This window comes from Arthrobacter sp. KKT183, from assembly GCF_055657625.1.
In genome coordinates this window covers 3,254,406-3,278,279 of the sequence record NZ_CM145770.1, presented here as the reverse complement: position 1 = coordinate 3,278,279, position 23,874 = coordinate 3,254,406, and the positions used below count along the sequence as shown (strand labels likewise).

Below are 23,874 nucleotides of genomic sequence, written 5' to 3'. Positions count from 1 at the left end.
GCTACTGCCCTGCGCAGTCGCGTAAGGCGGAAGCTTCATAGTCAGGCACCGGCCGGGCTTGTGCCTCCTCCAGCGTTTCCGCTATGCCGTTCTCCTCGATGTCCTCGATCAGCCAGTCCATCTCGCTAATCTCCCGCCGCTGGGCCTCGCTGATCTCGACGGCGAGCTGGCACACCCGCACGTCGGCCAGCTCGGCGCGTTCGGACCGGGTGATGGCCAGCGAGTGATGCGGGATCATCGCGCTCATGTAGTCCTGATCATCCACGGTGGTCTGGCTGCGGTCGAGGAAAGCGCCGCCGCCCAGCAGCAGGAGGCTGACCACCACCACGGCCACGTTCGCCTTTGTGTTCTTGTACATGTTCAGCATCCAGCCGAGCATGATCAACCCCATCGTGCCGCCCATGGCGAGTGTCATGAACACGCGACTCTCGCTGAAACGGATATGGCTCCATTCCCAGGAGCCGATGAACATGACAAAGTACATCACCACCATGGCGGTCAGGATCATAGCGCCGAACCGCAGGTACATGTTTCGCATCTGGTGGGATTTCCGCTCGTCCTGCCCCTGTTCGTTGGACTGCTTCTTCTCCGTGCTCGACATTGGACTCCTCCTTCAGCATCGGAGCCGGCGCCGCCGGGTACGGCTGCTCTTACCGGCTGTAATTCAACAGTAGGCTGATGAATCGATGCTCGCACCTGCGTGCCCGCCGTCTGAGGCGATCAACGCACGACGACGGCGCTCACCTCTCCCTGTGCCACGGTCACCTGATACGTGGTCGACGAACCGTCGGGGGAGGGCACCTCAACCCTGGAGCGATGCCCCTCCTCGACTGCGAAGGCGCTGAACTCGACGTTGGCTGCCCAGTCGTAGTCCGGCCGGTTGGAAACGCTTCCCAGGGGCAGGATGGTTCCTGGCCGAACGAACACGGGAGCTTCCATCACCGAGAAGGAGCGGCTGTGCCAGCGGGGGCCCTCAAGGGTGTCACCGGACTCGAGATGGGTCCACGTTCCTTCCGGGAGGTAGAACGAGTGCTCGCCGCCAGCCTCCAGCACCGGCGCAACCAGCAGGCTACTGCCGAGCATGTACTGCCGGTCGAGGTGGGCACACCCCTGGTCCGCAGGGAACTCCAGGAACATGGGCCGCATCACCGGGGTTCCGGAGGAATACGCTTCCTCGGCTGCGCCTGCCAGATACGGCATCAGATGCATCTTCAGTTCGGTGAAGTGCCGCAGCACATCCACCGACTCCTCATCCACGAGCCACGGCACCCGGTAGGAGTTGGATCCGTGCAGGCGGGAGTGTGATGAGAGCAGCCCGAACGCGATCCACCGCTTGAACATCTCCGGCTCCGGCGTGCCCTCGAACCCGCCGATGTCATGGCTCCAGAACGCGAAGCCCGAGGACGCCAGAGACAAGCCGCCGCGCAGGGATTCGGACATTGCGGCGAAAGTGGATTCGCAGTCCCCGCCCCAGTGCACGGGCAGCTTCTGACCGCCGGTGGTCGCGGACCTGGCAAACAGGACCGCTTCACCGACCCCCAGCTCCTTCTCGAGCAGCTGGAACACCGCTTCGTTGTACAACTGGGTGTAGTAGTTATGCATCCGCTGTGGATCGGAGCCGTCATGCCAGGTGACGTCGGTGGGGATGCGTTCGCCGAAGTCGGTCTTGAAGGAGTCCACTCCCTGCCCCAGCAGGGTGCGCAGCTTGTCCTGGTACCAGAGGACGGCGTCGGGATTGGTGAAGTCAACCAGCGCCATCCCGGCCTGCCAGAGATCCCACTGCCACACCGAACCGTCAGCCCGCTGCACCAGATAGCCAAGCTCCTGGCCCTCCCGGAACAGGTGGGAGCGCTGTGCAATATACGGGTTGATCCACACACACACCTTGAGCCCGCGCTCGTGCAGGCGCCGCAGCATTCCCTCCGGGTCGGGGAAGGTGGCCGGATCCCAGACGAAGTCGCTCCAGTGGAAAGCCCGCATCCAGTGGCAGTCGAAGTGGAATACGGAGAGCGGCAGGTTGCGCTCCGCCATGCCGTCGATGAAGGACATGACGGTGTCCTCGTCATAATCCGTGGTGAAGGACGTGGACAGCCACAGACCGTAGGACCACGCAGGAATCCGCGCGGGCCTGCCGGTCAACTCCGTGTACCGGCGCAGGATCTCCTTCGGTGACGGCCCGTAGATCACGACGTACTGGAGCTTCTGGCCCTCCACGCTGAACTGCGCACGGGAGACCACCTCCGAGCCGATCTCGAATGAAACCCGCTCAGGATGATTCACGAACACCCCGTACCCGGAGTTGGTCAGGAAGAACGGCACGTTCTTGTAGGCGAGGTCACTGGAGGTTCCGCCGTCCTCGTTCCAGACGTCCACCGACTGGCCGTTCTTGACGAACGCGCCGAAGCGCTCGCCGAGCCCGTACACATTGGTGCCCACGCCCAGGGTGAGCTGTTCATGCACAAAGGCGCGACCGGCGTCGTCGGTGATGAAACCGACGCTCCGCGGCACAGAACTGGTGAGCAGCTTTCCGTCGCCGGTGAAGTCAACCGTCCAGTCACCGCTCAGGCTGACGGACGCGGTGAGCGCACCGGAGGTCAGGGTTGCGTGCGTTTCGTTGACCGCGACGTTGACCGCGGGATGCGCGTCCTGCAGTTCAAACCGTGGATTGGGATCGAGTGCGCCCTGGAAATGCTCGATCGTCACGCCGATCACGCCTTCAAGCGGCGAGGAAAAGGAAACCGTCAGCTGAGGGCAGTTCAGCGCATCGCCGCGGGCATTGATCCGCTGCGTCGGCGCATAGATTTCCAGGCCGGAATCGGTGGCAACGACGTCGGAAATGTCCCGTGGATGCAGGGCGGTGAGGCCCTTGCGGTACATCCAGTAACCGTCAGTGAATTTCATGCTGTTCCTTCAGATGGTGCGTTCAAAGTTGGTTTGTCGGTGTCGAAGCGCTTCTCTTTCGCGGACGGTTGAATCGTTACGAATGCGAATCGAAGCGTGTCGAAGCTAGGATGGAAGCCGTGGCCCGCATGAATGATGTCGCCCGGGAGGCCGGGGTATCGCTGAGCACTGTTTCCTACGTACTGAGCGGAAAGCGAACCATCTCCGAAGAGACCCGGCTGGCTGTTCAGAGTGCAATCCGGAAGCTCGACTACAGCCCTCATTCCGGTGCCCGGGCGCTCGCCTCCAACCGCTCCAACGTGCTGGGCTTGATGGCGCCGCTTCGCGCGGACGTGAACGTCAGCGTGATCATGCAGTTCGTGGCGGCCGTGGTCACCACGGCGCGCACCTACAACCAGGACGTTCTTCTCTTGACCCAGGACGACGCCGGCGGACTGGAAAGAGTCACATCCCAGTCCATGGTGGACGGACTCTTGATGATGGACATCGAAGCCCGCGATCCGCGCATCCCCCTGCTCGCCAAACTGCGCAAACCGGCAGTTCTGATCGGCCTCCCGGATGATCCGCAGGGGCTCAGCTGCGTTGACTTCGACTTCGCGGGCGCCTCCCGGACGGCGGTCCGGCACCTGGTGGACCTGAATCACCGCAGTATCGGTTTCATCGGATCCCCGCAGGCCTCCCTTGAGCGCCACGCGACCTACGCCGACCGCGCCCGCAAGGGCTTCACCGAGGCCTGCGATGCCGCGGGCGTTGGTTCCGTGTTGCGTGCCTGTGAGGCTTCCATGGCGGCCCTCACCGAGGCGCTCACTGCAGTGCTCGACGACGACGGCGCCGCCACCGCAGTCACTGCCCTTGTGGTGCATAACGAGGGACTGCTCCCGCTGTTGCACGAGGCCCTGGCCGTGCGCGGCCTGCGCATTCCCGAGGACATTTCGGTGGTGGTGATCGCCCCGGAGGACGTGGCCCTCGCCGCAACGAAGCCGTGGACCGCCGTCTCCATTCCGGCGCACGACATCGGCCGCGCGGCCGTTGAAATGGTCATGGATCGGCTCAACTCGGATAAGCCGGTTGAGGTGCGGCTGATCGTCCCCACGCTGGTCCAGCGGGAGACGTCGAGCGCGCGCTGACCTGCACAACGCCGTCATCCCTTCACCGCGCCGATCATGACGCCCTTGGTGAAGTGCTTCTGCACAAACGGGTAGACCATGAGGATCGGCACCATGGCGATCACGATGACCGCCATCTGCAGGGCGAGCGATGGCGCCACGCCCTGGCCGACGTCGATCTGCCCCGGCACGGACACACCTTGCAGCACATAGGAGCGCAGGACCACCTGCAGCGGGTTCTTGGAGCTGTCATTGATGTAGAGCACCGCATTGAAGAAGGCGTTCCAGTAGCCGACGCCGTAGAACAGCGCGATCACGGCAGTCACCGCCTTGGACATGGGCAGCACGATCTGGGCGAGGATGCGCCACTCGCTGGCCCCGTCGATGCGCGCGCTGTCGAGGATGCCGCGGTCAATCCCCATGAAGAATCCGCGCAGGATGATGATGTTGAAGACGGACACCGCACTCGGCAGGATCAGTGCCCAGTAGGAGTTGATGAGGCCGAGGCCGGAAACCAGCAGGTAGGACGGGATCATTCCGGCGCTGAAGAACATCGTGATCAGCAGGGTGAACAGGATCGGCGTATGAGCAAAGGAGCCCGGCCGTGAGAGACCGTAGGCGCACAGAATCGACACCACCATGCTGAGCAGGGTTCCGGTGACGGTGATGCCGACACTCACCAGCACGGCGCGGGTCACCACGCCGCCGTTCAGGATCTGGCGGTATGCATCGAGTGAGAATTCACCCGGGATGAGGACGAGGCCGCCCGCCTGGGTGATGGTGCCCTGCGAGGAGATGCTCGTGAGCAGGATGGTGTAGAGCGGGCCGAGGACTGCGAGCACCACGAGGGTCAGGATCACTACCTTTCCCGCCTTGGTCGCAATTCCCGGTTCTTCTTCCCACGCGGGCCGCGAAGGACCGCTACGGCGGGGCCGGGCTGGCTTGATGATCGTTGTCATGACTTGGAATACACCCCGTTTTCACCGAAGAGATGGGCCACCTTGTTGGCGGCGAGAATGAGCCCGAGTGAGATGACGCCCTTGATGAGCCCGGCGGCAGCTGCGTAGCTCCAGTCACCGTTCTGGATGCCGGTGTAGTAGACGAAGGTGTCCAGCACCTCCGCAGCCTCGGCGCCAACGGCGTCGCGCTGCAGGATCATCTGCTCGAATCCGACTGTCAGTGCATCGCCGAGGCGCAAGATGAGCAGCAGGACGATGACGGACCGCAGCCCCGGAAGCGTCACGTGCCACATGCGGCGCCAGCGGTTGGCGCCGTCAACAGCCGCGGCCTCGTACTGCTCGGGGTCGATGGCGGCCAGGGCGGCCAGGAAGACGATGATGCCCCACCCCGCGTCTTTCCAGACCGCCTGGGACGTGATGAGGAACAGGAATGTATCCGGGTTGGTCATGATGTCCATGCCGCTCCAGCCGTTGGCCCGGAGCATCTGACTCAGGAGCCCCGCGCCGCCCAGCAGCTGCTGGAAGACGGAAACCACGAGCACCCATGAGAAGAAGTGCGGGAGGTAGACGATCGCTTGAATGGTGGCACGCATGGCCGGCCGAAGCAGGGAGTTGAGCAGCAGTGCCAGCGCAATCGGGACGGGAAAGAAGAACACGAGCTGGAAGCCCGTGATGACCAGCGTGTTCCGGACTGCGTTCCAGAAGTTCGGATCGCCGAACACCCGCGCGAAGTTCTCCAGGCCCACCCAGGGGCTGGCCGGGATGCCGATGAACGGCGAGTAGCTCTGGAACGCGACCACATTGCCGAGCAAGGGCACGTAGGCAAACACAACCAGAAGGACGACGACGGGAAGCGCCATCAGCACCAGCGAGCGGTCGCGCCGGAACCGGGCTTTCAGACCCTGCTTGCGCCGGACAGGCGGCGGGGCGGGCAAGGTCGGAACGTCGTCGTCGTGCTTGTCTGCCGCCCGGTTGCCGCGGCGGATGAAATCGGTGGTGGTCATGGCCGGTGCTATGCGGTCAGGAAGCCGGCGTAGAACTCGCGGAGTTTTTCGCCGCCGTTCTGCTTCCAGGTGGCAATCTCCGAATCGAGATCCTTGAGGCTCTTGCGGCCGCGGGCGATGTCCTTGGCGAGGTCGTCGAACGGTGCGCCGAGGGATCCGTACTGCGGCGGCTCCTGGATCTGCATGCCGAAGAAGACGTCTTCCTGGACGAAGGGGGCCTGGCGGGCTTCCCACTCGGTCTTGGCCTCGACGAAGCCGGGATACTGGACCTGCGAGTTGACGGTGGGCGGGCTGACGAGGAACTGGTACGTGCTCGTGACTTCCGCGCGTCCGAGGTCAGTCATCTGCGGGATGTTCTGGGCGTCGCGCTTGAAGTGTTTGCCCTCGACGCCGCTCGTGATGAGGAGGTTCTCTTCCGTTCCGAAGGGTGCGGCCATGAAGTTCGCGAGTGCCAGGAGTTCTTCAATCCTGGCGGTGTCCTCGGTCTTTTTGATGAAACTGAAGATTCCGGCCGGTTGGCCGCTGAATAGGGTGGGATCACCGCCGTCGGGCGCAAAGAAGTCCATCGGCTGCATGTTGAAGTCCGGGTTGGTGGGCAGTACGCGGCCGAGTGCCTCGTGCCAGCCGCCGACGCCGTCGACCGTCATCAGCGTGGCACCGGACTCGAAGCGCGGCTTCGCCTGCTGGGCGTTGCCCGCAACAGCGTCCGGGTGGACAGCGCCGGACTTGAAGAGCTTGATGATCCACTCGAGGGCGGCCCGGTATTCCTCGGTCTCGAACTTGTTCACCAGCGTGCCGTCCACGAGCTTCCACTTTGGGACGACCCCGTGCATGATCTGCGCGCCGTTCCAGACGTCCTCGGAACCCCAGCGGTTCTTCGACGGGTCAGTGATTTCCTTGGCGATGGTGATGTATTCATCTGCGGTCTTCGGCTGTTCGAGTCCCATCTCCTCGAACAGGTCCGTGCGGTAGAAGAACGCGTCATTGACCAGCGGCGTGGGCATGGGCAGCCCGTAGAGTCCGCCCTCGAAGCAGCTGTACTTCCACGCGGCCGTCGGAATGTTGGCCAGGTTGGGGTACTTCTCCACCTTGTCGCCCGCGAGGTAGGGGGAGAGGTCCGTGAACAGACCCTTGGCTGCCTGTCCAAACCGCGGCGGGATGTTCCAGGAGGGGATGACCACCCAGTCGGGAACGTCGCGCGGGGAGGCGAGGACGGTCTGGATTTTATCGCCGTAGGTATTGCCGTCATTGGCCTGGAACTCGACGGTGGCGCCAAGGCGCTCATTCACCGCCTGGTAGTACGCGTTGTCCGGCAGGCCGCGGGGAATGGCCCACCACGCGGGCGACATGGCCGTGTAGGTGCCGCCGCTTCCGGGAGGCTTCGGGACGGACTTCACCAGTTCGGTGGGGATGGTAGTGAATCCCGGCGTGGACCCGTTGACACCCGGGATGTCCGGCTGGACCAGGTTCATCGGAATGTACTTGGGCACCAGCTTGGCGACGGCTTCCGCCAACCCGCCCGCGGTCGTTGCCTGCGGAGCTGAAGCACCGGTGCTGCATGCGGTCAACAGTGCCGGGGAGGCGGCGAAGAAGGCAGCTCCGCCCAGCAGGCCGAGGAAAGACCGGCGACCGAGGGGCTTGCGGGTGATTGTGCCGTTCGCGGCGTCCGAGATGTTTGGCATGGTGCACTCCTTCGTGTCCAGGCGCGCCGATAGGGGCGCTTGCATGGTTGCAATCAGAATTGGCGGCGCGTCGTCCGGGTCGATTAGTCGAAGCGCTTCGATTGATCCAACCGTAGGGCATCTTTTGTCTCGAGACAAGAGGAAATTGTGTTGCGTATCACAGCGCGTAATGTCAGCATGGTGGTCGAACAGCGCTGTGCAAGCGCTTAAACAATTCTCCCAAGGATCGGAACTTTTTCGTGACCGAAACCCGTATGGCCATCCGTACCGCGCAGAGCATCCTCGCAACGCTCGCCCGGGCCGAGAAGATTGCTCTACTCCATCAGCACTCGCCGGCACTTCCCGACGCCGGTCTGGCCTACTTCCATACCGGCGCGGAGGCGGCGCACGGGGTTGCCTGGCTCGGTGACGCGACGGTCTTTCCGCAGACCGTCGGTCTCGCGGCCAGCTGGGACGAGGACCTGCTGCGGCGGGTGGGGCGGGCTGTCGGCGTCGAGATGCGCGCAAAAAAGGCCGCCGATCCCACCGTGAGCCTGAACGTCTGGGCGCCCGTGGTCAATCCGCTCCGGCACCCGCTGTGGGGGCGGAATGAGGAGGGATTTTCGGAGGATTCCGGGCTCACTGCTTCGCTGGCCACCGCTTACTGTGAAGGCCTGAAGGGTGATTCCGCCGAGCAGTGGCTGACCGTACCAACGCTGAAGCACTTCCTCGGGTACAACAACGAGCGCGACCGCAACGTCACCTCAAGCCAACTGCCGCCGCGCGTCCTCCACGAGTATGAGCTGCCTGCCTACCGGCTGCCCATCGAATCGGGGGCTGCGGGCGCCGTCATGCTTTCCTACAACCTGGTGAACGGGCGGCCTGCGCATGTGTCCGACCTGGTGACCGAGCATCTGCGCACGTGGCGGAACGGGGAAACGCTCGCGGTGGTGACGGACGCCGGCGCGCCGTCCTCCCTGTTCACAGCGGAGAAGTATTTCGACGACGGCGCCTCTGCCTATGCGGCTGCCCTGTGTGCCGGCGTTGACAGTTTCACGGACGACGGCGACGACTCCGCGCCGTCCATTGCCTATCTTGAGGAGGCGCTGGATCGCGGGCTCATCTCTGTTGCGGATATCGACGCGGCGGTCCTTCGCTTGCTCACGCTGCGTGAACGCACGGGTGAGTTCGAGCCCGACGGCGGCGTGTACGGATCCATTCCTGCTGAGGCGCTGCTGACCTCCGAGCACGCTGCGCTGGCGCGGGAAGCCGCTCGCAAGTCCGTAGTGGTTCTGCGGAACGCGTCAGTTGGCAGCTCAGCGGATTCCTCAGTTAGTGCCGGTCCTGTCCTTCCGTTGGGGGACGCGCCGGGTACTGTCGCGGTCATCGGATCCTTGGGGTCCCACGTGCTCAGCGACTGGTACAGCGGAACTCTTGTGCATCCCGTGAGTATCGCGGCGGGCATTAAGGAGCGGTACGGCAGCGTCGTCGCAGAGGAGGGACTGGACCTCGTTGCGCTTCGGAGTACCCGCACCAACCGGTATCTAGGCGTGCCGGACGGATCGGCGGCTTTGACAGCTTCGCCGGGGTCTGCGGGGCCGGCCGAATCTCTGGTGCTCAAGAACTGGGGGAACGGCGAGTACACGCTGCGCTCCGCTGTGAATGGGCGCTTCGTTTCCGGGGAGAGCGGGTACCTCCGTGCAACGTCGGAGCGGGTCGGCGGCTGGGTGGTTCAGGAGACGTTCGCGCTGCACCCATCGGTTGACGGCTCGGTCGCCCTGCGGCACGTCGGGTCCGGGAAATGGGTTCGGGTAGAGGAAGGAACGGGTAGCGCCGTTCTCGTTCCGGGATCCGAGCAGGACGCCGACCGCTTCACCCTGCGCACCATCCGGTCCGGTACCGAAGCGGCACGCAAGGCTGCGGCATCGGCGGATGTCGCCGTCGTCGTCGTCGGTAATGATCCGCATCTGGGCGGGCGGGAGACAATCGACCGCACCACGCTGGACCCGCCGCAGAGTGAGCAGGAGCTGATCCGGGTGGTGCGGGAGGCGAATCCGCGGACGGTGCTGGTGATCGTCTCGTCCTACCCCTACGCGCTCGGGGAGCTGGCGGGGGTGCCGTCAATTGTGTGGTCCTCGCACGGAGGGCAGGAGCTCGGGCGCGGAGTGGCGGACGTGCTCAGCGGTGACCATGAACCATCCGGGCGGCTGCCGCAGACGTGGTGGGCGCAGGATGCGGACCTCGCTGACATCCTCGACTACGACATCATCGGGTCCCGGTCCACCTATCACTACAGCACTGCTGAACCGCTCTACCCGCTGGGTCACGGGCTGGGTTACGCCGCTGTGGAGTACGAGTCGGCATCGTATGGTGACGGTGCGCTCGCGGTGTCCGTGCGGAACGCCGGTGGGCGGGATGTTCATGAACTGGTGCAGGTGTATGGCACCTCGGATCTGCCGGGCTACCCCAGGCGGCGGCTTATTGCGCACGCGAGGGTGTCGCTGAAGCCAGGGGAACGGACGGTGGTTTCGATTCCGGTGGCCGAGGAGAAACTTGCAGTCTTCAGCCCGGCTGCGGGGCGAATGCTGGTGGAGCCGGGAACGTATGACCTGCTGATTGGACGTTCCGCGGTGGACCTGCCGTTGGCGGTTGCCCTCGAGGTGTCCGGCTCGGGTAGTCCGGCGCGGACGCGTGGCTCCCGGATCCGGGCTGAACTCTTCGACGAATCCGTAAACGCCCTGCTGGTGCCGGAGACGCCCCTGCAGGGGACTGCCGTGACCGTCGCCGACCCCGCCCTGCTGCGTGCTTTGCTGACTTACCGCGGGTGGGGCGGGGATGCGCCGGCGTCGGTCTCGGTGCGCATTGCCCGGAGTGCCGGTGGGTTGCTGCGGATTGTGGTTCCCGGGCCCGCGGATACGTGGCGGGAATGGGGTAGGGCGTCCGTTGCGGCTGGGTACGCCGGGGACGTGGAGATTCCTCTTGCCGGGGGTTGTGATGCCATGCCGGCGGTGGTCCGGCTGGTTATTGAAGGAGGCGTCACCGTGAGCGAGCTTCTGGTTCCTGCCGCCTGATTCAGCTCCGGTTGCTGGCTACTTTTCCTCGGGCGCTGCCGGTCCCTCGCGTTCCTCGTTTCGTCCCTCGTTGGCGTCTCCGTTGCGTTCGGCGGCTCGTCGCCGCAGGAAGCGCCGCGCCGGTCCGGCCCAGGACAGGAGGAGGAGAATCGTGAAGAGGTGGTTGACCAGACCGCCGAGCACCTGAAACGGAATGATCTGCACGAGCGCGGTGACAACCAGCACACCGAGCAGGACGTTCTTGATGATCTTGAGTGCCTGCGGGCTCAAGGGTCGCGGCCATTCGATCATTGCCGTAAGTTCGTCATGCCTGTGCGCGCGTTGCATCGGTCCCCTCTCCTCCCTTAAGGCTATCGCGCCGGCGTGCGGCCCGCTGCCCGTGCGGCCCTCGCGCTGCCCGCAGAAACTGCCCGGAGGTGCAGGGCTGCCGCTTGGAATCGGCAGCCCTGCACCTCCGGGCAGTTTCTGTGTCCGAATCCTCGGCGACTTATCCACATACGCCAGGTACTCGGCCCGCGAGGCCCAACGGCGTTCCATCCTGAGGAGGTGAAATCGACTGACTGGCTCACCCGCGGGGACGCTCTCTGGCTCACGGAGACGCTCCTGGACAAGGGGTTGACCACGCGGAACATCCAGGCTCTGGTGAAGTCGGGCCATCTCGTGCGGCTTCGGAGGGGCTGCTACATGTCAGCCCGAGCCTGGAAGAAGCTGACGCCCAATGCCAGCGCTCTCCGACTGGTTCACGCCCACAAGCACGCCACGGTTGCAACGGCTTCAGGCTCCGGAACGTACAGCCACGCTACTGCTGCCCGGGCCCATGGGCTCCACCTGTGGGAGGTGGACTCAGTCATACACCTGACACAGCCGTCGAACATCTCAGCTACAAGTCATGCGCCGGACGTCCGTAACCATCAAGCGCGGCTGGAGCACTTCGAGGTGACGCGCTGTGCCAAGCTGCGGGTCACGTCCCTGGAGCGGACGGTAGTGGATTGTGCCCGAATACTCCCGTTCAAGCAGGCGCTGATTATCGCTGAGCATGCGCTTCACCTCGGCGCAGATCCGGAATTGATCTGGAAGACCATCGACCGTTTGGCCGGCTACAAAGGCGTCGCCCGGGCCAGGAGGGTAATGACGCAAGCCAGTGTGCTGTCGGAGTCCCCCGGCGAAACGCTCACCTGGTACTTCCTGAGGAAGATGCGCCTGCCAATGCCGGTTCAGCAATTCACCGTCCACACGAACAACGGGGCGCATCGATTGGATTTCGCCTGGGAGGGCATCAAGCTCGCGCTGGAGTTTGACGGTCGAACGAAGTACTTCGACTATGCACCGACGGACGAGGTGCTCTTTCAGGAACGGCGCCGGGAGAAGGCGCTCATGGAGCAAGGGTGGACGTTCATCCGCATCGAGTGGAAGGACCTCTTCGACGAGGCCCGCCTCAAGGAAAGGGTGCTAAGCGCGATCCGCCGAGCAGAGCTGAGTCGGGCAGCGTGATGGCTTCGCGGCCGTCCCCCTAACCCGCAAAAACTGCCCGGAGGTGCAGGGCTGCCGCTTGGAATCGGCAGCCCTGCACCTCCGGGCAGTTTCTGTCCCGTGCCTGGTTGACTCACATCACATCTAACCCCTATCATTTCATTAGACAGAAAGTTCCTTCCACATTACGGAAGAACGATCAGGCCGAAAGAACGCAAAGGGATCGACGATGACCTACACCGTGAACTGCTCCATCCTCCTCACCGAACTGCCGCTGCTGGAGCGGCCGGCTGCTGCGAAGAAGGCCGGCTTTGACGCCGTCGAGTTCTGGTGGCCGTTCGAAACCTCCACGCCGTCCGAGGCTGATCTGCAAGCCTTCGAGAGTGCGATCACCGATGCAGGCGTTCAGCTCACCGGCCTCAACTTCAACGCCGGCAATATGCCCGGCGGCGATCGCGGCTTGGTCTCCTGGCCGGAGCGGCAGAATGACTTCCGCGCGAACGTGCCGGTCGTCGTCGGGATCGGTGAGCGGCTGGGCTGCAAGGCCTTCAACGCGCTGTACGGCAACCGGATCGATGGCGTGAGCGCCGAGGAACAGGACGCGGTCGCCGTCGACAATCTGGCTTTCGCGGCTGACGCCGTTGCTGCAATTGGCGGCGTCGTTCTTGTGGAGCCGGTCAGCGGTGCCGAGAAGTACCCGCTGCTCACGGCACAGGACGCGCTGAACGTGATCGCGAAGACCGGCAAGAGCAACATCAAGCTCCTCGCCGACTTCTACCACCTGGCGGTCAACGGCGATGACGTTGCGCAGGTCATCGCGAACCACGCCAAGGACTTCGGCCACGTCCAGATTGCCGACGCCCCCGGCCGCGGAGCTCCCGGAAGTGGCAACCTCCCGCTCGGAGAGTGGATCTCCCGCAGCCGCGAACTCGGGTACGAGGGCTACATCGGGCTCGAGTACAAGGAACCGGCGGACACCGCCTTCAACTGGGCGATCCGCGAACACGCCTCCCGCTAATCCCCACCCGCTCCCTAACCTCGCAAGCTCGGGCAGGGAACCTAAGCGGGCGTGGGCCCGGCACAACACTCAAGGACAAACAGAATGAGCAAAGTAACAGTCATCGGACTCGGCATCATGGGCCTGCCCATGGCCATCAACCTCGTCAAGGCCGGCCACACCGTCACCGGCTTCAACCGCAGCTCCGACAAGATGGACAAGCTTGTCTCCGAGGGCGGTTCAGCGGCAGCCAGCATCGCTGACGCCGTCAAGGATGCCGACGTCGTCATCACCATGGTTCCGGATTCACCGGATGTCGAGGGCGTGGTGAGCGGGGACGACGGCGTTTTCGCCAACGCGAAAAAGGGCGCCCTCTGGATCGATGCCAGCAGCATTCGCCCGGATGTCGCGGTTGAGCTTTCCAGGCAGGCGCGCGACGCCGGTCTCAAGCCGCTGGACGCGCCGGTTTCCGGCGGCGAGCAGGGCGCCATCGACGCCGTCCTCTCGATCATGGTCGGCGGAGAGAAGGAAGACTTCGACGCCGCACAGGACGTTTTGACCGCCGTAGGCAAGACCATCGTGCATGTGGGTCCGTCCGGCTCCGGCCAGACCGTGAAAGCCGCCAACCAGCTCATCGTCGCCGTCAACATTGGCGTCCTGTCTGAAGCGATCGTCTTCCTCGAGGCCTACGGCGTGGATACCGACGCCGCCCTCAAGGTCCTTGGCGGCGGCCTCGCCGGCTCCAAGGTGCTCGACCAGAAGGGCCAGAAGATGCTGGACCGCAACTTCGACCCGGGCTTCCGCCTGGCCCTCCACCACAAGGATCTCGGCATTGTCACCTCAGCCGCCCGCGAAGCCGGCGTTGCCACCCCACTGGGTGCCGTCGTCGCGCAGTTGGTTGCCTCGCTCGTCAACACGGGCGACGGCGGCCTCGACCACTCCGGCCTCTTCAAGCTGATCAACCAGCTGTCCGGCAAATAGACCCCAAACTTTCGTGCAGATCAGGCGAGCCGACGACGTCGGAAGTCACCTTAGCTGCGCAAAACTTCCCGAAGTAGGAGCACACCATGCCTAAAATGCGCGCTGTCGACGCAGCCGTTGCGATCCTGGAGAAGGAGGGCGCCACCACGGCGTTCGGCCTGCCCGGGGCAGCAATCAACCCCTTCTATTCCGCGATGCGCGCCCACGGCGGCATCCACCACGTCCTCGCCCGCCACGTTGAGGGCGCCTCGCACATGGCGGAGGGTTTCACCCGTGCCAAGCCGGGCAACATCGGCATCTGCATCGGCACCTCCGGCCCCGCCGGAACCGACATGATCACCGGGCTCTACTCGGCCATGGCAGACTCCATCCCCATCCTCTGCATCACCGGCCAGGCACCTGTGGCCAAGCTGCACAAGGAAGATTTCCAGGCCGTGGATATCGCCTCGATCGCCGGACCGGTCACCAAGATGGCCGTGACCGTCATGGAAGCGGGCCAGGTTCCCGGCACCTTCCAGAAGGCGTTCCACGAAATGCGGACCGGCCGCCCGGGCCCCGTGCTGATCGATCTGCCGATCGACGTCCAGCAGACAATGATCGAGTTCGATCCTGACACCTACGAGCCGCTCCAGGTCCACAAGCCGGCAGCCACGCGCAAGCAGTTGGAGAAGGCCCTGGACATGCTGACGGCGGCTGAGAAGCCTCTGATCGTGGCCGGCGGCGGCATCATCAACGCCAACGCCTCCGAGCAGTTGGTGGAGCTCGCCGAACTGCTGAACATCCCCGTCATCCCGACCCTCATGGGCTGGGGCACCATCCCCGACGACCACGAGCTGATGGCAGGCATGGTCGGCCTGCAGACCTCGCACCGCTACGGCAATGCGACCATGCTGGAGTCGGACTTCGTGATCGGCATCGGCAACCGGTGGGCCAACCGCCACACCGGCGCCCTGGACGTCTACACCAAGGGCCGCACGTTCGTGCACATCGACATCGAGCCCACGCAGATCGGCCGCGTCTTCGCGCCGGACTTCGGCATCGTGTCCGACGCCGGTGCCGCCCTCAGCGGTCTGGTCGAGGTTGCCCGCGAACGCAAGGAGCAGCAGGGCCTGCCGGACTGGAACGCCTGGGTGAAAGACTGCGCGCAGCGGAAGTCCATGCTGCAGCGCAAGACCAACTTCACCAACGTTCCGGTCAAGCCGCAGCGTGTGTACCAGGAGATGAACAGCGCCTTCGGCCGGGACACCCGTTACGTTTCGACCATCGGGCTTTCCCAGATCGCCGGCGCGCAGTTCCTGCACGTCTACGAGGCGCGCAACTGGATCAACTGCGGCCAGGCCGGCCCGCTGGGGTGGACCCTTCCCGCAGCACTGGGCGTGGCTCAGGCAAGTCCGGGGGAGACCGTCGTTGCGCTTTCCGGCGATTACGACTTCCAGTTCATGATCGAAGAGCTGGCCGTCGGCGCCCAGTTCCAGTTGCCGTACATCCATGTGGTGGTGAACAACTCCTACCTCGGCCTCATCCGCCAGGCACAGCGCGGGTTCGAGATGGACTACCACGTGTCCCTCGCCTTCGAGAACGTGAATGCACCCGAGCTTGACGGCTACGGCGTGGACCACATCAAGGTCGCTGAGGGCCTCGGCTGCAAGGCGATCCGCGTCCGTGAGGCTGATGATCTGCAGGCTGCTTTCGAGAAGGCCCGCGCCCTCATGCAGGAGTACCGCGTGCCGGTGGTCGTAGAGGTCATCCTCGAACGCGTCACCAACATCTCGATGGGCGCCGCGGGAATCGACGCAATCAACGAGTTCGAGGACCTCGCCGAATCCTCCGACGACGCCCCCACCGCCATCTCCCTGCTCGTCTAGAGGGCTGGTTCAATAGCGTCATGCGAATCGTCATTGCACCGGACAAGTTCAAGGGCTCGCTCACGGCTCCCGAGGTGGCAGAACGGCTGCGTGCCGGGCTGCTGACAGCGGACCCGGCGCTCACAGTGGACACTGTCCCAGTGGCCGACGGCGGTGAGGGCACACTCGATGCCGCCCTCGCCGCCGGGTTCGACCGCCATACGGTTACGGTCTCCGGACCGACGGGCGAACCGATCGAAGCTCCGATTGCCATTCGCGATTCGACGGCGGTGATCGAGATGGCGCTCGCGTCCGGCCTTGCCGTTCTCCCCGGCGGAGTGCTGCGGGCCCGCGAAGCGACCAGTCTCGGCACCGGTGAACTGATCCGCTACGCGCTTGACTCCGGCTGCACCAGCATTGTGCTGGGCGTCGGCGGCAGCGCGAACACAGACGGCGGCGCCGGGATGCTTACCGGCCTCGGCGCCGCTTTGCTCGATGGCGCCGGCGCGGCGCTCCCCGCTGGAGGCGCGGCGTTGGCTGACCTGGCCTGGATTGATGTGTCCAACCTGGATCCGCGGCTCGCCACTGTGGTGTTCACCCTGGCGTCCGACGTCGACAATCCCCTCCTGGGCCCCAACGGTGCTGCAGCCGTATTCGGCCCCCAAAAGGGAGCAACGCCCGACGACGTCGCTCACCTGGACGGGGCCCTGGCCCGCTTCGTTGAGGTGCTGGAGAAGGAACTGGGTCCGCGTGCCGCCGCACTGGCTGCGGCGCCTGGTGCCGGCGCCGCAGGTGGTGTCGGTTACGCAGCCCTTGCGGTACTGAACGCCGAGCGCAGACCGGGTATCGACGTCGTACTGGAGCTCACCGGACTTTCCGGAAAGCTGGACGGTGCGAATCTGGTGATCACCGGCGAGGGGAGCCTGGATGAGCAAAGCCTCGGCGGCAAGACCCCGCTGGGAGTGGCCATGGCGGCCGGGAATATCCCGGTGATTGCCGTGTGCGGGCGCACAACGTTGACTCATGAACAGGTCACAGCGGCAGGGTTCAAGAGCGTGTACGCGCTGACCGACCTGGAGCCCGACGTCGGCACATGCATCGCCAACGCCGGGGTATTGCTTGAGCAGGTAGGGCAAAATATTGCCGCCTCCATTGGCGTGGGGGCCGGAAACGGAGGAAAGCCATGAGCAGCGAAACATACGACCTCGTTATCCGCGGTGAGCGGATCCTGACCACGGCGGGGATCGCGCCGCGCGAAATCGGCGTTCGGGACGGCGTCATTGTGGCAATGGAGCCCCTGGGCAACGCCCTCGACGGCGCCACGGTGGTCGAACTCGCTCCCGATGAGACGCTGATCCCGGGTCTGGTTGACTCGCACGTGCACGTCAACGAACCCGGCCGCACCGAGTGGGAGGGCTTCGCGTCCGCCACGAAGGCTGCTGCTGCCGGGGGAGTGACCACCATCATCGACATGCCGCTGAACAGCATCCCGCCCACGGTCAACGTGGACGCGCTTGAGCAGAAACGTGCGGCGGCGGAAACTCAGTCCTTCGTTGACGTCGGCTTCTGGGGCGGTGCCATCCCCGGCAATACAGCGGATCTGCGTCCGCTTCATGACGAGGGCGTCTTCGGGTTCAAGTGCTTCCTGCTCCACTCCGGTGTGGACGAGTTCCCGCATCTCGAGGCCGATGAGATGGAAACGGACATGGCGGAGTTGAAGACCTTCGACTCCCTGATGATCGTTCACGCCGAAGACTCGCGCTCCATTGACCGTGCACCGTCCGCGGAGGGGGACCAGTACTCGAAGTTCCTCGCCTCCCGCCCACGCGGTGCCGAGAACGTGGCTATCGCCGAGGTCATCGAACGTGCCCGCTGGACGGGTGCTCGTGCGCACATCCTGCACCTGTCGTCGTCGGACGCGCTGCCCATGATTGCAACGGCCAAGCGCGACGGCGTGCACCTCACGGTTGAGACGTGCCCCCACTACCTGACGCTATTGTCGGAGGAGATTCCGAACGGGGCCACGGCATTCAAGTGCTGCCCGCCGATCCGTGAAGCGTCCAACCGGGAGCTGCTGTGGCAGGGGCTCATTGACGGGACGATCGACTGCATCGTGTCCGACCATTCGCCGTCCACCCTGGACCTCAAGGATCTCGAGAACGGTGACTTCGGTGTGGCCTGGGGCGGTGTGTCCTCCCTGCAGCTCGGCCTCTCGCTGATCTGGTCAGAGGCTCGGAAGCGAGGCATTCCGCTTGAGCGGGTTGTGGAGTGGATGTCGGCCCGTCCGGCCAAGCTGGCCCGCCTGCAGCGCAAGGGTCAGCTCGCGCTGGGCTACGACGCGGACTTCTCCGTTTTCGCAGCGGATGACACCTTCGTGGTGGACGTGAACAAACTCCATCACAAGAACCCCATCTCGCCCTACGCGGGCAAGGCCTTGTCCGGGATCGTCCGCACTACCTACCTCCGCGGTGAGGTACTGGATCTCGAGAAGCCGACGGGTCGGCTGCTCCGCCGAGGAGCGGCCTGATCCGACACAGGACATGCATCGAGTGGGCGCGCAGAACCACCTCTCGTGCGAGCGCAGGTAGTTAGCGCCTCCTCGATGCGACAGACTCCGGAAGGGTGCTAGCACGTCCGTCCGGGAACGCAGAAGGCCCTCCCCCTTTCGCCGCGGGAGGGCCTTTTGCATTGCTGGACTACCTCTTGCAGTGCTGGACCACACGGAGTCAGGCGACGTTCAGCTGCTCCCGCAGACGCGCCACATGGCCCTTCGCGTCAACGCCGTACTCCGCGTGCTGCACTGTGCCGTCCGGACCCACAACAACAGTGGACCGGATGATGCCGACGACGGTCTCACCCCTGAACTGTTTCTCGCCGTATGCGCCCCAGGCCTTGGCGACTTCATGGTCCACGTCCGAGAGCAGGGGAAACGCGAGCCCATGGTTGCTGGTAAACGAGGCGAGCTCCTCCGGGCCATCCGGCGAGATGCCCACGACGCTGAAGCCCGCGCCCTGCAGCGACGCGAGGTTGTCCCGGAAATCGCAGGCCTCGGTGGTGCAGCCCGGTGTCTCCGCCTTGGGGTAGAAGTACACGACAACGCTGCGGTCGCGGAACTCGGCGAGGCTGACCGACTGCCCGTCAGCGTCAGGAAGGGTGAACGAGGGGGCCGGATCTCCGACCGTAAGCTGATTACTCATGCGCTACTCTTTCGTCTGGTGATATTTCATTACTGTATTGTGAAAAGCTTAGTTTCCGCAGGTGAAGCGGTCAAAAGACTTTTTTGGTCGTAGTGTTCACCATTCCATCCGGCCGGACGGTGGATTACGACGACGCCGGTTGCGTAAGGTTCTAGGTATGGCCCCCCTTCGTAATAGCCGCGCTGCTGCGCTTCCCGCCAAGCTGTCCCGTTCCTGGCTGCTCGCCTCGGCGGCATCGGAACAAAACTTCGCGCCGGCGCTCGCCTCCGAGGCCGATTCGGTGGTCTTCGATATTGAGGACGCCGTGCCCGCGGAGTCCAAGCCGGAGGCGCGTGAACGGGTGGTCGAGGCCCTCTCCACCGGCATGACGGCCTGGGTTCGGGTCAACGGTATTGAAACCGATTACTGGGCTGATGATCTTGCGGCGCTGTCCAAGGCGCCGGGTTTGCGCGGCGTCATGCTTGCCATGACGGAGAAGCCGGAACAGGTCACGCACACTGCTATGCGGCTCCAGGCAGGCACTCCGGTGCTCGCGTTGGTGGAATCGGCGCTGGGCATCGAGAATGCTACGGCCATTGCCAGCGCTCCCGGCACCTTCCGCCTGGCCTTCGGAGTGGGTGATTTCCGCCGTGACACCGGCGCTTCGGATGACCCGATGGCTCTGGCCTACGCTCGCGCCAAGCTGGTGGTCGCCTCCCGCGTGGGGCAGTTGCCCGGCCCGATCGACGGACCGACGGTTGGCGCCCTCGGCGACGATCTGTTGGAGGCCTGCAAGGTCACCGCATCGATGGGCATGACCGGAAAGCTTTGCCTGCGCCCCGATGCCGCGGACACCATCAACCACGGGCTCTCGCCCAGCGAGTCCGAGATCCAGTGGGCGCACGAGCTCCTCGACGCCCACGCCTCCGGCGCCGTCGTTGGGGATGGCTCCTACCTGCCACGGCTTGCCCGCGCCCAGAAAATCTCCTCGCTGGCGGACTCCTACGGACTCTGGAACGCCTGACCTTCTCCAGCACAGACAACGACGGCGACCGCTCACCGAAGGGTGAGGGTCGCCGTCGTCGTCATGGCGGTGTGGAATCAGCGCCGGCGGTACCGGTTGACCATGGGGCAATCGAAGGGATCGCGCGCCGCGAGTCCCACCCGGTTGAGGTAGGAGACAACCGCACCGTAGGACGCCGCCACACCAACCTCGGTGTAGGGGACCTTGAGGCGTTCGCAGTGCTCGCGCACAATCACCGCTGCCTTGCGCAGGTGTGGGCGCGGCATGTCGGGGAAGAGGTGGTGCTCGATCTGGAAGTTCAGGCCGCCGAACGCGTTGTTGATGAAGTTGCCGCCGCGGATGTTGCGTGAGGTGAGGACCTGTTTCTGGAAGAAGTCCAGCTTGCTGTCTTTCGGGATGACCGGCATGCCCTTGTGGTTCGGCGCGAATGAGGCGCCCATGTAGATGCCGAAGACCGCCATTTGCACGCCGATGAACGCGAACGCCATGCCGACGGGCAGGAACCAGAACAACACGCCGAGGTAAAGACCGAAGCGCGTCGCGAGGAGCGCAAGCTCAACCCAGCGGCCCTGCACTGCGCCAGGGCGGAACAGGGTGGCGATCGAGCGCGCGTGAAGGTTCAGGCCTTCGAAGGTGAGGAGCGGGAAGAACAGGTAACCCTGACGGCGGGTGATCCAGGCCTGGATCCCCTTGGCCTTGGCGGCGTCTTCCTCCAGGAAGGAAATGGTGTCAACCTCGATGTCCGGATCTTTGCCCACCACGTTGGGATCATTGTGGTGACGGGAGTGCTTGTTCATCCACCACTGGTAGCTGATTCCGACGACGCCGGCGGCGAGGATGCGACCGGACCAGTCGTTGGCGCCGCGCGAGGCGAAGATCTGGCGGTGGGACGCCTCATGCGCCAGGAACGCGATCTGCGTCATGACGACCCCCAGTGCACCAGCGATCAGCAGCTGGAACCAGGTGTCACCGAGCAGTGCGAAACCGGTCCAGGCCGCCCCTAGGGCAAGGCCGAGAAGCACCATGATCGAGATGTAGAAGCCGCGCTTGCGGGTCAGCAGGCCTTCCTTGCGCACTTGCTTGAGCAGCGTGGCGTAGGAGGCAACGACGTCGTTCGGTTTGGCAACTCGGACGGAGCGCGCGGGCGAAGTGATGGTCATAAAAATCCCTGAGGTCGAGAATCGACTTCCCAGCCGTGAAAGGGTCCCCATTTCCCCGAAGATCCTCCAATGCTACAGGCGCTGCCTGATGGTGCGCTGGAAATATGCAGTCTGCTGACTATTCAACGTCACGACCGCGGACGCTAAAACGCCGGCCTGCTGCCTCGCCGACCGTCACTAACGGTAGGCGTGCAGCAGGCCGGCGAACGGCTGACCCGGAAAGGGGAAGCGGTTACTCGATGACCGGGATGGACTGCGCCTTCAATGCGTCGATGGTCTGCTGTTCACCGCGCTGCAGCGCCTCCGTGAGGGTGGACTCGCCGCCGATAGCAGCGCCGAAGCCGTCAGAGACGTCCGTGTAGGTCTGCGTCATGGTGGGGCCCCAGGTGAATTCCGGGTCGACGTTCTTGGAAGCTTCAGCGAAGACGTCATAGACAGCCTGTCCGCCAAAGAATTCGGACTCACCAGCGAAGGCTTCGAGGCCCGCTCCCGCCGTCGCAGCCGGGTACAGTCCGCCGAGCTCGTTCGCCAGCGCCAGCGCTTCAGGATCGGTGTTCAGCCACAGTGCAAACTGCGAGGCCTCGTACGGGTGATCCGATCCCTTCAGGACTGCGGTGGACGAGCCGCCCCAGTTGCCTGCAGCACTCTGGCCGGCGTCCCACTGCGGCATGGGCGCAACAGCCCACTTACCCGCGGTATCCGGTGCACCGCTCTGCAGCGTCGAGGTACCCCAGACTGCGGAGACCCAAGTCCACTGGTCGCCTTCGTTGAAGGACGCGTTCCACTCGTCGGAGAAGGAGGGGAGGGTGGACACGAGGTCATCCTCGAGCAGCCCCTGCCAGTACTCGGCCACCTGCGTTGACTCTTCGCCGGTCAGGTTGACCTCCCAGCCGTCGTCCTCGCTGCTGAACCACTCGCCGCCCGCCTGCCAGACGAGGCCGGCGAACCAGTTCACATCCGAACGCGGGAAGTTGGTGATGTACGCGCCTTCCTCACGGATCTGCTCGGCGGCGGTTGCATACTCCTCCCAGGTGGTCGGAACTTCAATGCCGGCCTGCTCGAAGAGGTCCGCGCGGTAGAAGAGGGCCATCGGTCCGCTGTCCTGCGGGATTGCGTAGACGGCGTCTTCCTCACCGAAGGTCACCTGGTTCCAGGTCCAGTCGATGAACTGGTCCCCGGCATTACCGACGCCCTCACACGCGGCGATGTTCTCGAGCCCGTCCTGGACACGGAAGTTCGGGAGGGCGTCATACTCGATCTGGCCGAGGTCCGGCGCGTTGCCCGCCTGCAGCTGGTTGAAGAAGTTCTGGTACGTGCCGGAGTTGCCGTTGGGGCCGGTCTGAACCTCGACCTGGATGTCCGGGTTCTCCTCGTTCCACAGCTTCACCACCTCGTCCATGCCTGGAACCCACGTGGTGAAGGTCAGTTCCACGGGCTCGCTCGAGGGCTCGCACGCTGCTGCTTCGGGAGCGCCGGAGCTGTCGCCTCCACCGGCGCAGCCCGCGAGGGCCAGAGCGGAGACCATGACGACGGCGGCGGTGGTCTTTCCGTGATGCATACGCATTCTGTTTTTCCTTTGTGTATGGACGGTGCCGGCGACGGGTGTCTCCGGCAGTTTCTTGCGGTCTTGGTTACTTGACGCTTCCGGCACCGAGTCCGCTGCTCCAGAAGCGCTGCAGACCGAGGAAGGCGATGATGAGAGGCAGGATGGAAACGAGCGCACCGATGATCACAAACGTGCGCAGCTCCGGGATCTGGCTGATCTGGCTGTTCCACGCGTATAGGCCCAGCGTCACCGGGAAGAGAGCCTGATCGCGGAGCATGATCAGCGGAAGGAAGAAGTTGTTCCAGATGGTGACGAACTGGAAGAGGAAGATCGTGACCAGCGCCGGCGCCATGAGGCGGCTGGAGACGGTGAAGAAGGTTCGCACCTCACCGGAGCCGTCCAGCCGGGCAGCCTCGAGGAGCTCGCCGGGAACCGATGCAGCGGCGTAGATCCGCGCAAGGTAGACGCCGAACGGGCTGACGAGGCTGGGCAGGAAGACCGCCCAGTAGGTGTTGGTCAGGTTCACTTCGCTGAAAATCAGGAATAGCGGCAGCGCCAACGCGGTGGCTGGGACCAGTACTCCGCTGAGGACCACGTTGAAGATGGCTTCGCGGCCCTTGAACTCATATTTGGACAACGCGTAACCGCACATCGCCGCAATGATGGTGCCAAGGAAAGCACCGACCCCCGCGTACAGGGCACTGTTCAGCAGCCACTTGACGAAGAGTCCGTTTTCATACGCGAACAGGCCGGTGATGTTGGTGAAGAACGTGGCAACGGAATCGGGGGTGAACCACAGCGCGGACGTCCCGGTGATGTCTCCGCCCGATTTCGTCGAGGTGACCAATAGCCACCAGATCGGGGTCAGGAAGTACAGGGTGAAGACGCCCATGATGAGCATGGCTGCACTGCGGGACATGATGCTTTGGCGCGGGCCCCGGGAGCGCGGCTTCTCCGGAGCGGACTGGGGGACG

19 protein-coding genes are annotated in these 23,874 nt (G+C 64.3%); 9 read left to right on the top strand and 10 right to left on the bottom strand.

What is annotated here, in order from left to right; translation table 11 throughout:
- Position 1 precedes the first annotated feature (1 nt).
- Positions 2-601 (bottom strand): DUF305 domain-containing protein, encoded by a 600-nt coding sequence (locus ACZ2GY_RS15475; RefSeq protein WP_277359157.1) that lies wholly within the window; start codon positions 599-601, stop codon positions 2-4.
- 119 nt (positions 602-720) lie between these two features.
- Positions 721-2,901: an alpha-xylosidase gene (yicI, locus tag ACZ2GY_RS15470; protein ID WP_471672371.1), complete on the bottom strand. Its 2,181-nt coding sequence runs from the start codon at positions 2,899-2,901 to the stop codon at positions 721-723.
- Positions 2,902-3,029: 128 nt separating this feature from the next.
- Here yicI and ACZ2GY_RS15465 point away from each other — a divergent pair, with 128 nt between their 5' ends.
- Positions 3,030-4,028 carry a LacI family DNA-binding transcriptional regulator gene (locus tag ACZ2GY_RS15465; RefSeq protein WP_471673606.1) on the top strand — a complete coding sequence of 333 codons (999 nt, stop codon included), beginning with the start codon at positions 3,030-3,032 and terminating at the stop codon, positions 4,026-4,028.
- A 14-nt stretch (positions 4,029-4,042) separates the two neighbouring features.
- On the opposite strand, the gene ACZ2GY_RS15460 is transcribed toward ACZ2GY_RS15465, so the two are convergent.
- Genes ACZ2GY_RS15460 through ACZ2GY_RS15450 form a run of 3 tightly spaced genes read right to left on the bottom strand, consistent with a single transcriptional unit; the run spans position 4,043 to position 7,652 of the window.
- Positions 4,043-4,966, bottom strand: coding sequence for a carbohydrate ABC transporter permease (locus ACZ2GY_RS15460; RefSeq protein WP_056545144.1), 924 nt, complete (start codon positions 4,964-4,966; stop codon positions 4,043-4,045).
- Positions 4,963-5,970: an ABC transporter permease gene (locus ACZ2GY_RS15455; RefSeq protein ID WP_346027633.1), complete on the bottom strand. Its 1,008-nt coding sequence runs from the start codon at positions 5,968-5,970 to the stop codon at positions 4,963-4,965. Before ACZ2GY_RS15455 ends, ACZ2GY_RS15460 begins: the two co-directional genes overlap by 4 nt.
- A gap of 8 nt (positions 5,971-5,978) precedes the next feature.
- The gene (locus ACZ2GY_RS15450; RefSeq protein ID WP_277359162.1) at positions 5,979-7,652 is read right to left on the bottom strand and encodes an extracellular solute-binding protein; all 1,674 of its coding nucleotides are present in this window, start codon (positions 7,650-7,652) and stop codon (positions 5,979-5,981) included.
- A 239-nt stretch (positions 7,653-7,891) separates the two neighbouring features.
- On the opposite strand from ACZ2GY_RS15450, the gene ACZ2GY_RS15445 reads away from it, so the two are divergent.
- Positions 7,892-10,702: a glycoside hydrolase family 3 C-terminal domain-containing protein gene (locus ACZ2GY_RS15445; protein ID WP_471672370.1), complete on the top strand. Its 2,811-nt coding sequence runs from the start codon at positions 7,892-7,894 to the stop codon at positions 10,700-10,702.
- An 18-nt stretch (positions 10,703-10,720) separates the two neighbouring features.
- Here ACZ2GY_RS15445 and ACZ2GY_RS15440 read toward each other — a convergent pair whose 3' ends face one another.
- Positions 10,721-11,029, bottom strand: coding sequence for a hypothetical protein (locus ACZ2GY_RS15440; protein WP_277359164.1), 309 nt, complete (start codon positions 11,027-11,029; stop codon positions 10,721-10,723).
- Positions 11,030-11,248: 219 nt separating this feature from the next.
- Here ACZ2GY_RS15440 and ACZ2GY_RS15435 point away from each other — a divergent pair, with 219 nt between their 5' ends.
- From ACZ2GY_RS15435 to allB, 6 genes are all read left to right on the top strand, one after another.
- Positions 11,249-12,193, top strand: coding sequence for a type IV toxin-antitoxin system AbiEi family antitoxin domain-containing protein (locus ACZ2GY_RS15435; RefSeq protein WP_471672369.1), 945 nt, complete (start codon positions 11,249-11,251; stop codon positions 12,191-12,193).
- 208 nt (positions 12,194-12,401) lie between these two features.
- On the top strand, positions 12,402-13,190 hold the full coding sequence (locus ACZ2GY_RS15430; protein WP_471672368.1) for a hydroxypyruvate isomerase family protein: 789 nt from the start codon (positions 12,402-12,404) through the stop codon (positions 13,188-13,190).
- Between the two features lie 84 nt (positions 13,191-13,274).
- Positions 13,275-14,150, top strand: a complete 876-nt coding sequence (locus ACZ2GY_RS15425) for a 2-hydroxy-3-oxopropionate reductase (RefSeq protein WP_346027628.1) — start codon at positions 13,275-13,277, stop codon at positions 14,148-14,150.
- Positions 14,151-14,236: 86 nt separating this feature from the next.
- Positions 14,237-16,015, top strand: coding sequence for a glyoxylate carboligase (gene gcl / locus ACZ2GY_RS15420; protein WP_346027627.1), 1,779 nt, complete (start codon positions 14,237-14,239; stop codon positions 16,013-16,015).
- Positions 16,016-16,035: 20 nt separating this feature from the next.
- Positions 16,036-17,181: a glycerate kinase gene (locus ACZ2GY_RS15415; RefSeq protein WP_471672367.1), complete on the top strand. Its 1,146-nt coding sequence runs from the start codon at positions 16,036-16,038 to the stop codon at positions 17,179-17,181.
- Positions 17,178-18,521 (top strand): allantoinase AllB, encoded by a 1,344-nt coding sequence (gene allB, locus ACZ2GY_RS15410; RefSeq protein ID WP_471672366.1) that lies wholly within the window; start codon positions 17,178-17,180, stop codon positions 18,519-18,521. Before ACZ2GY_RS15415 ends, allB begins: the two co-directional genes overlap by 4 nt.
- Before the next feature lie 199 nt (positions 18,522-18,720).
- Here the strand turns inward: allB and bcp are convergent, their stop codons facing one another.
- Positions 18,721-19,191, bottom strand: coding sequence for a thioredoxin-dependent thiol peroxidase (gene bcp / locus ACZ2GY_RS15405; RefSeq protein ID WP_471672365.1), 471 nt, complete (start codon positions 19,189-19,191; stop codon positions 18,721-18,723).
- Between the two features lie 157 nt (positions 19,192-19,348).
- Between bcp and ACZ2GY_RS15400 the strand changes: the two genes are divergently transcribed.
- Positions 19,349-20,194, top strand: a complete 846-nt coding sequence (locus tag ACZ2GY_RS15400; protein WP_277359300.1) for an HpcH/HpaI aldolase/citrate lyase family protein — start codon at positions 19,349-19,351, stop codon at positions 20,192-20,194.
- 77 nt (positions 20,195-20,271) lie between these two features.
- Here the strand turns inward: ACZ2GY_RS15400 and ACZ2GY_RS15395 are convergent, their stop codons facing one another.
- From ACZ2GY_RS15395 to ACZ2GY_RS15385, 3 genes are all read right to left on the bottom strand, one after another.
- Positions 20,272-21,354 carry a fatty acid desaturase family protein gene (locus tag ACZ2GY_RS15395; RefSeq protein ID WP_277359299.1) on the bottom strand — a complete coding sequence of 361 codons (1,083 nt, stop codon included), beginning with the start codon at positions 21,352-21,354 and terminating at the stop codon, positions 20,272-20,274.
- A gap of 232 nt (positions 21,355-21,586) precedes the next feature.
- Positions 21,587-22,918 (bottom strand): ABC transporter substrate-binding protein, encoded by a 1,332-nt coding sequence (locus tag ACZ2GY_RS15390; RefSeq protein WP_277359298.1) that lies wholly within the window; start codon positions 22,916-22,918, stop codon positions 21,587-21,589.
- 67 nt (positions 22,919-22,985) lie between these two features.
- Entirely contained in the window at positions 22,986-23,819 is an 834-nt protein-coding gene (locus ACZ2GY_RS15385) for a carbohydrate ABC transporter permease (protein WP_056546600.1), read from the bottom strand.
- Positions 23,820-23,874: the final 55 nt, after the last annotated feature.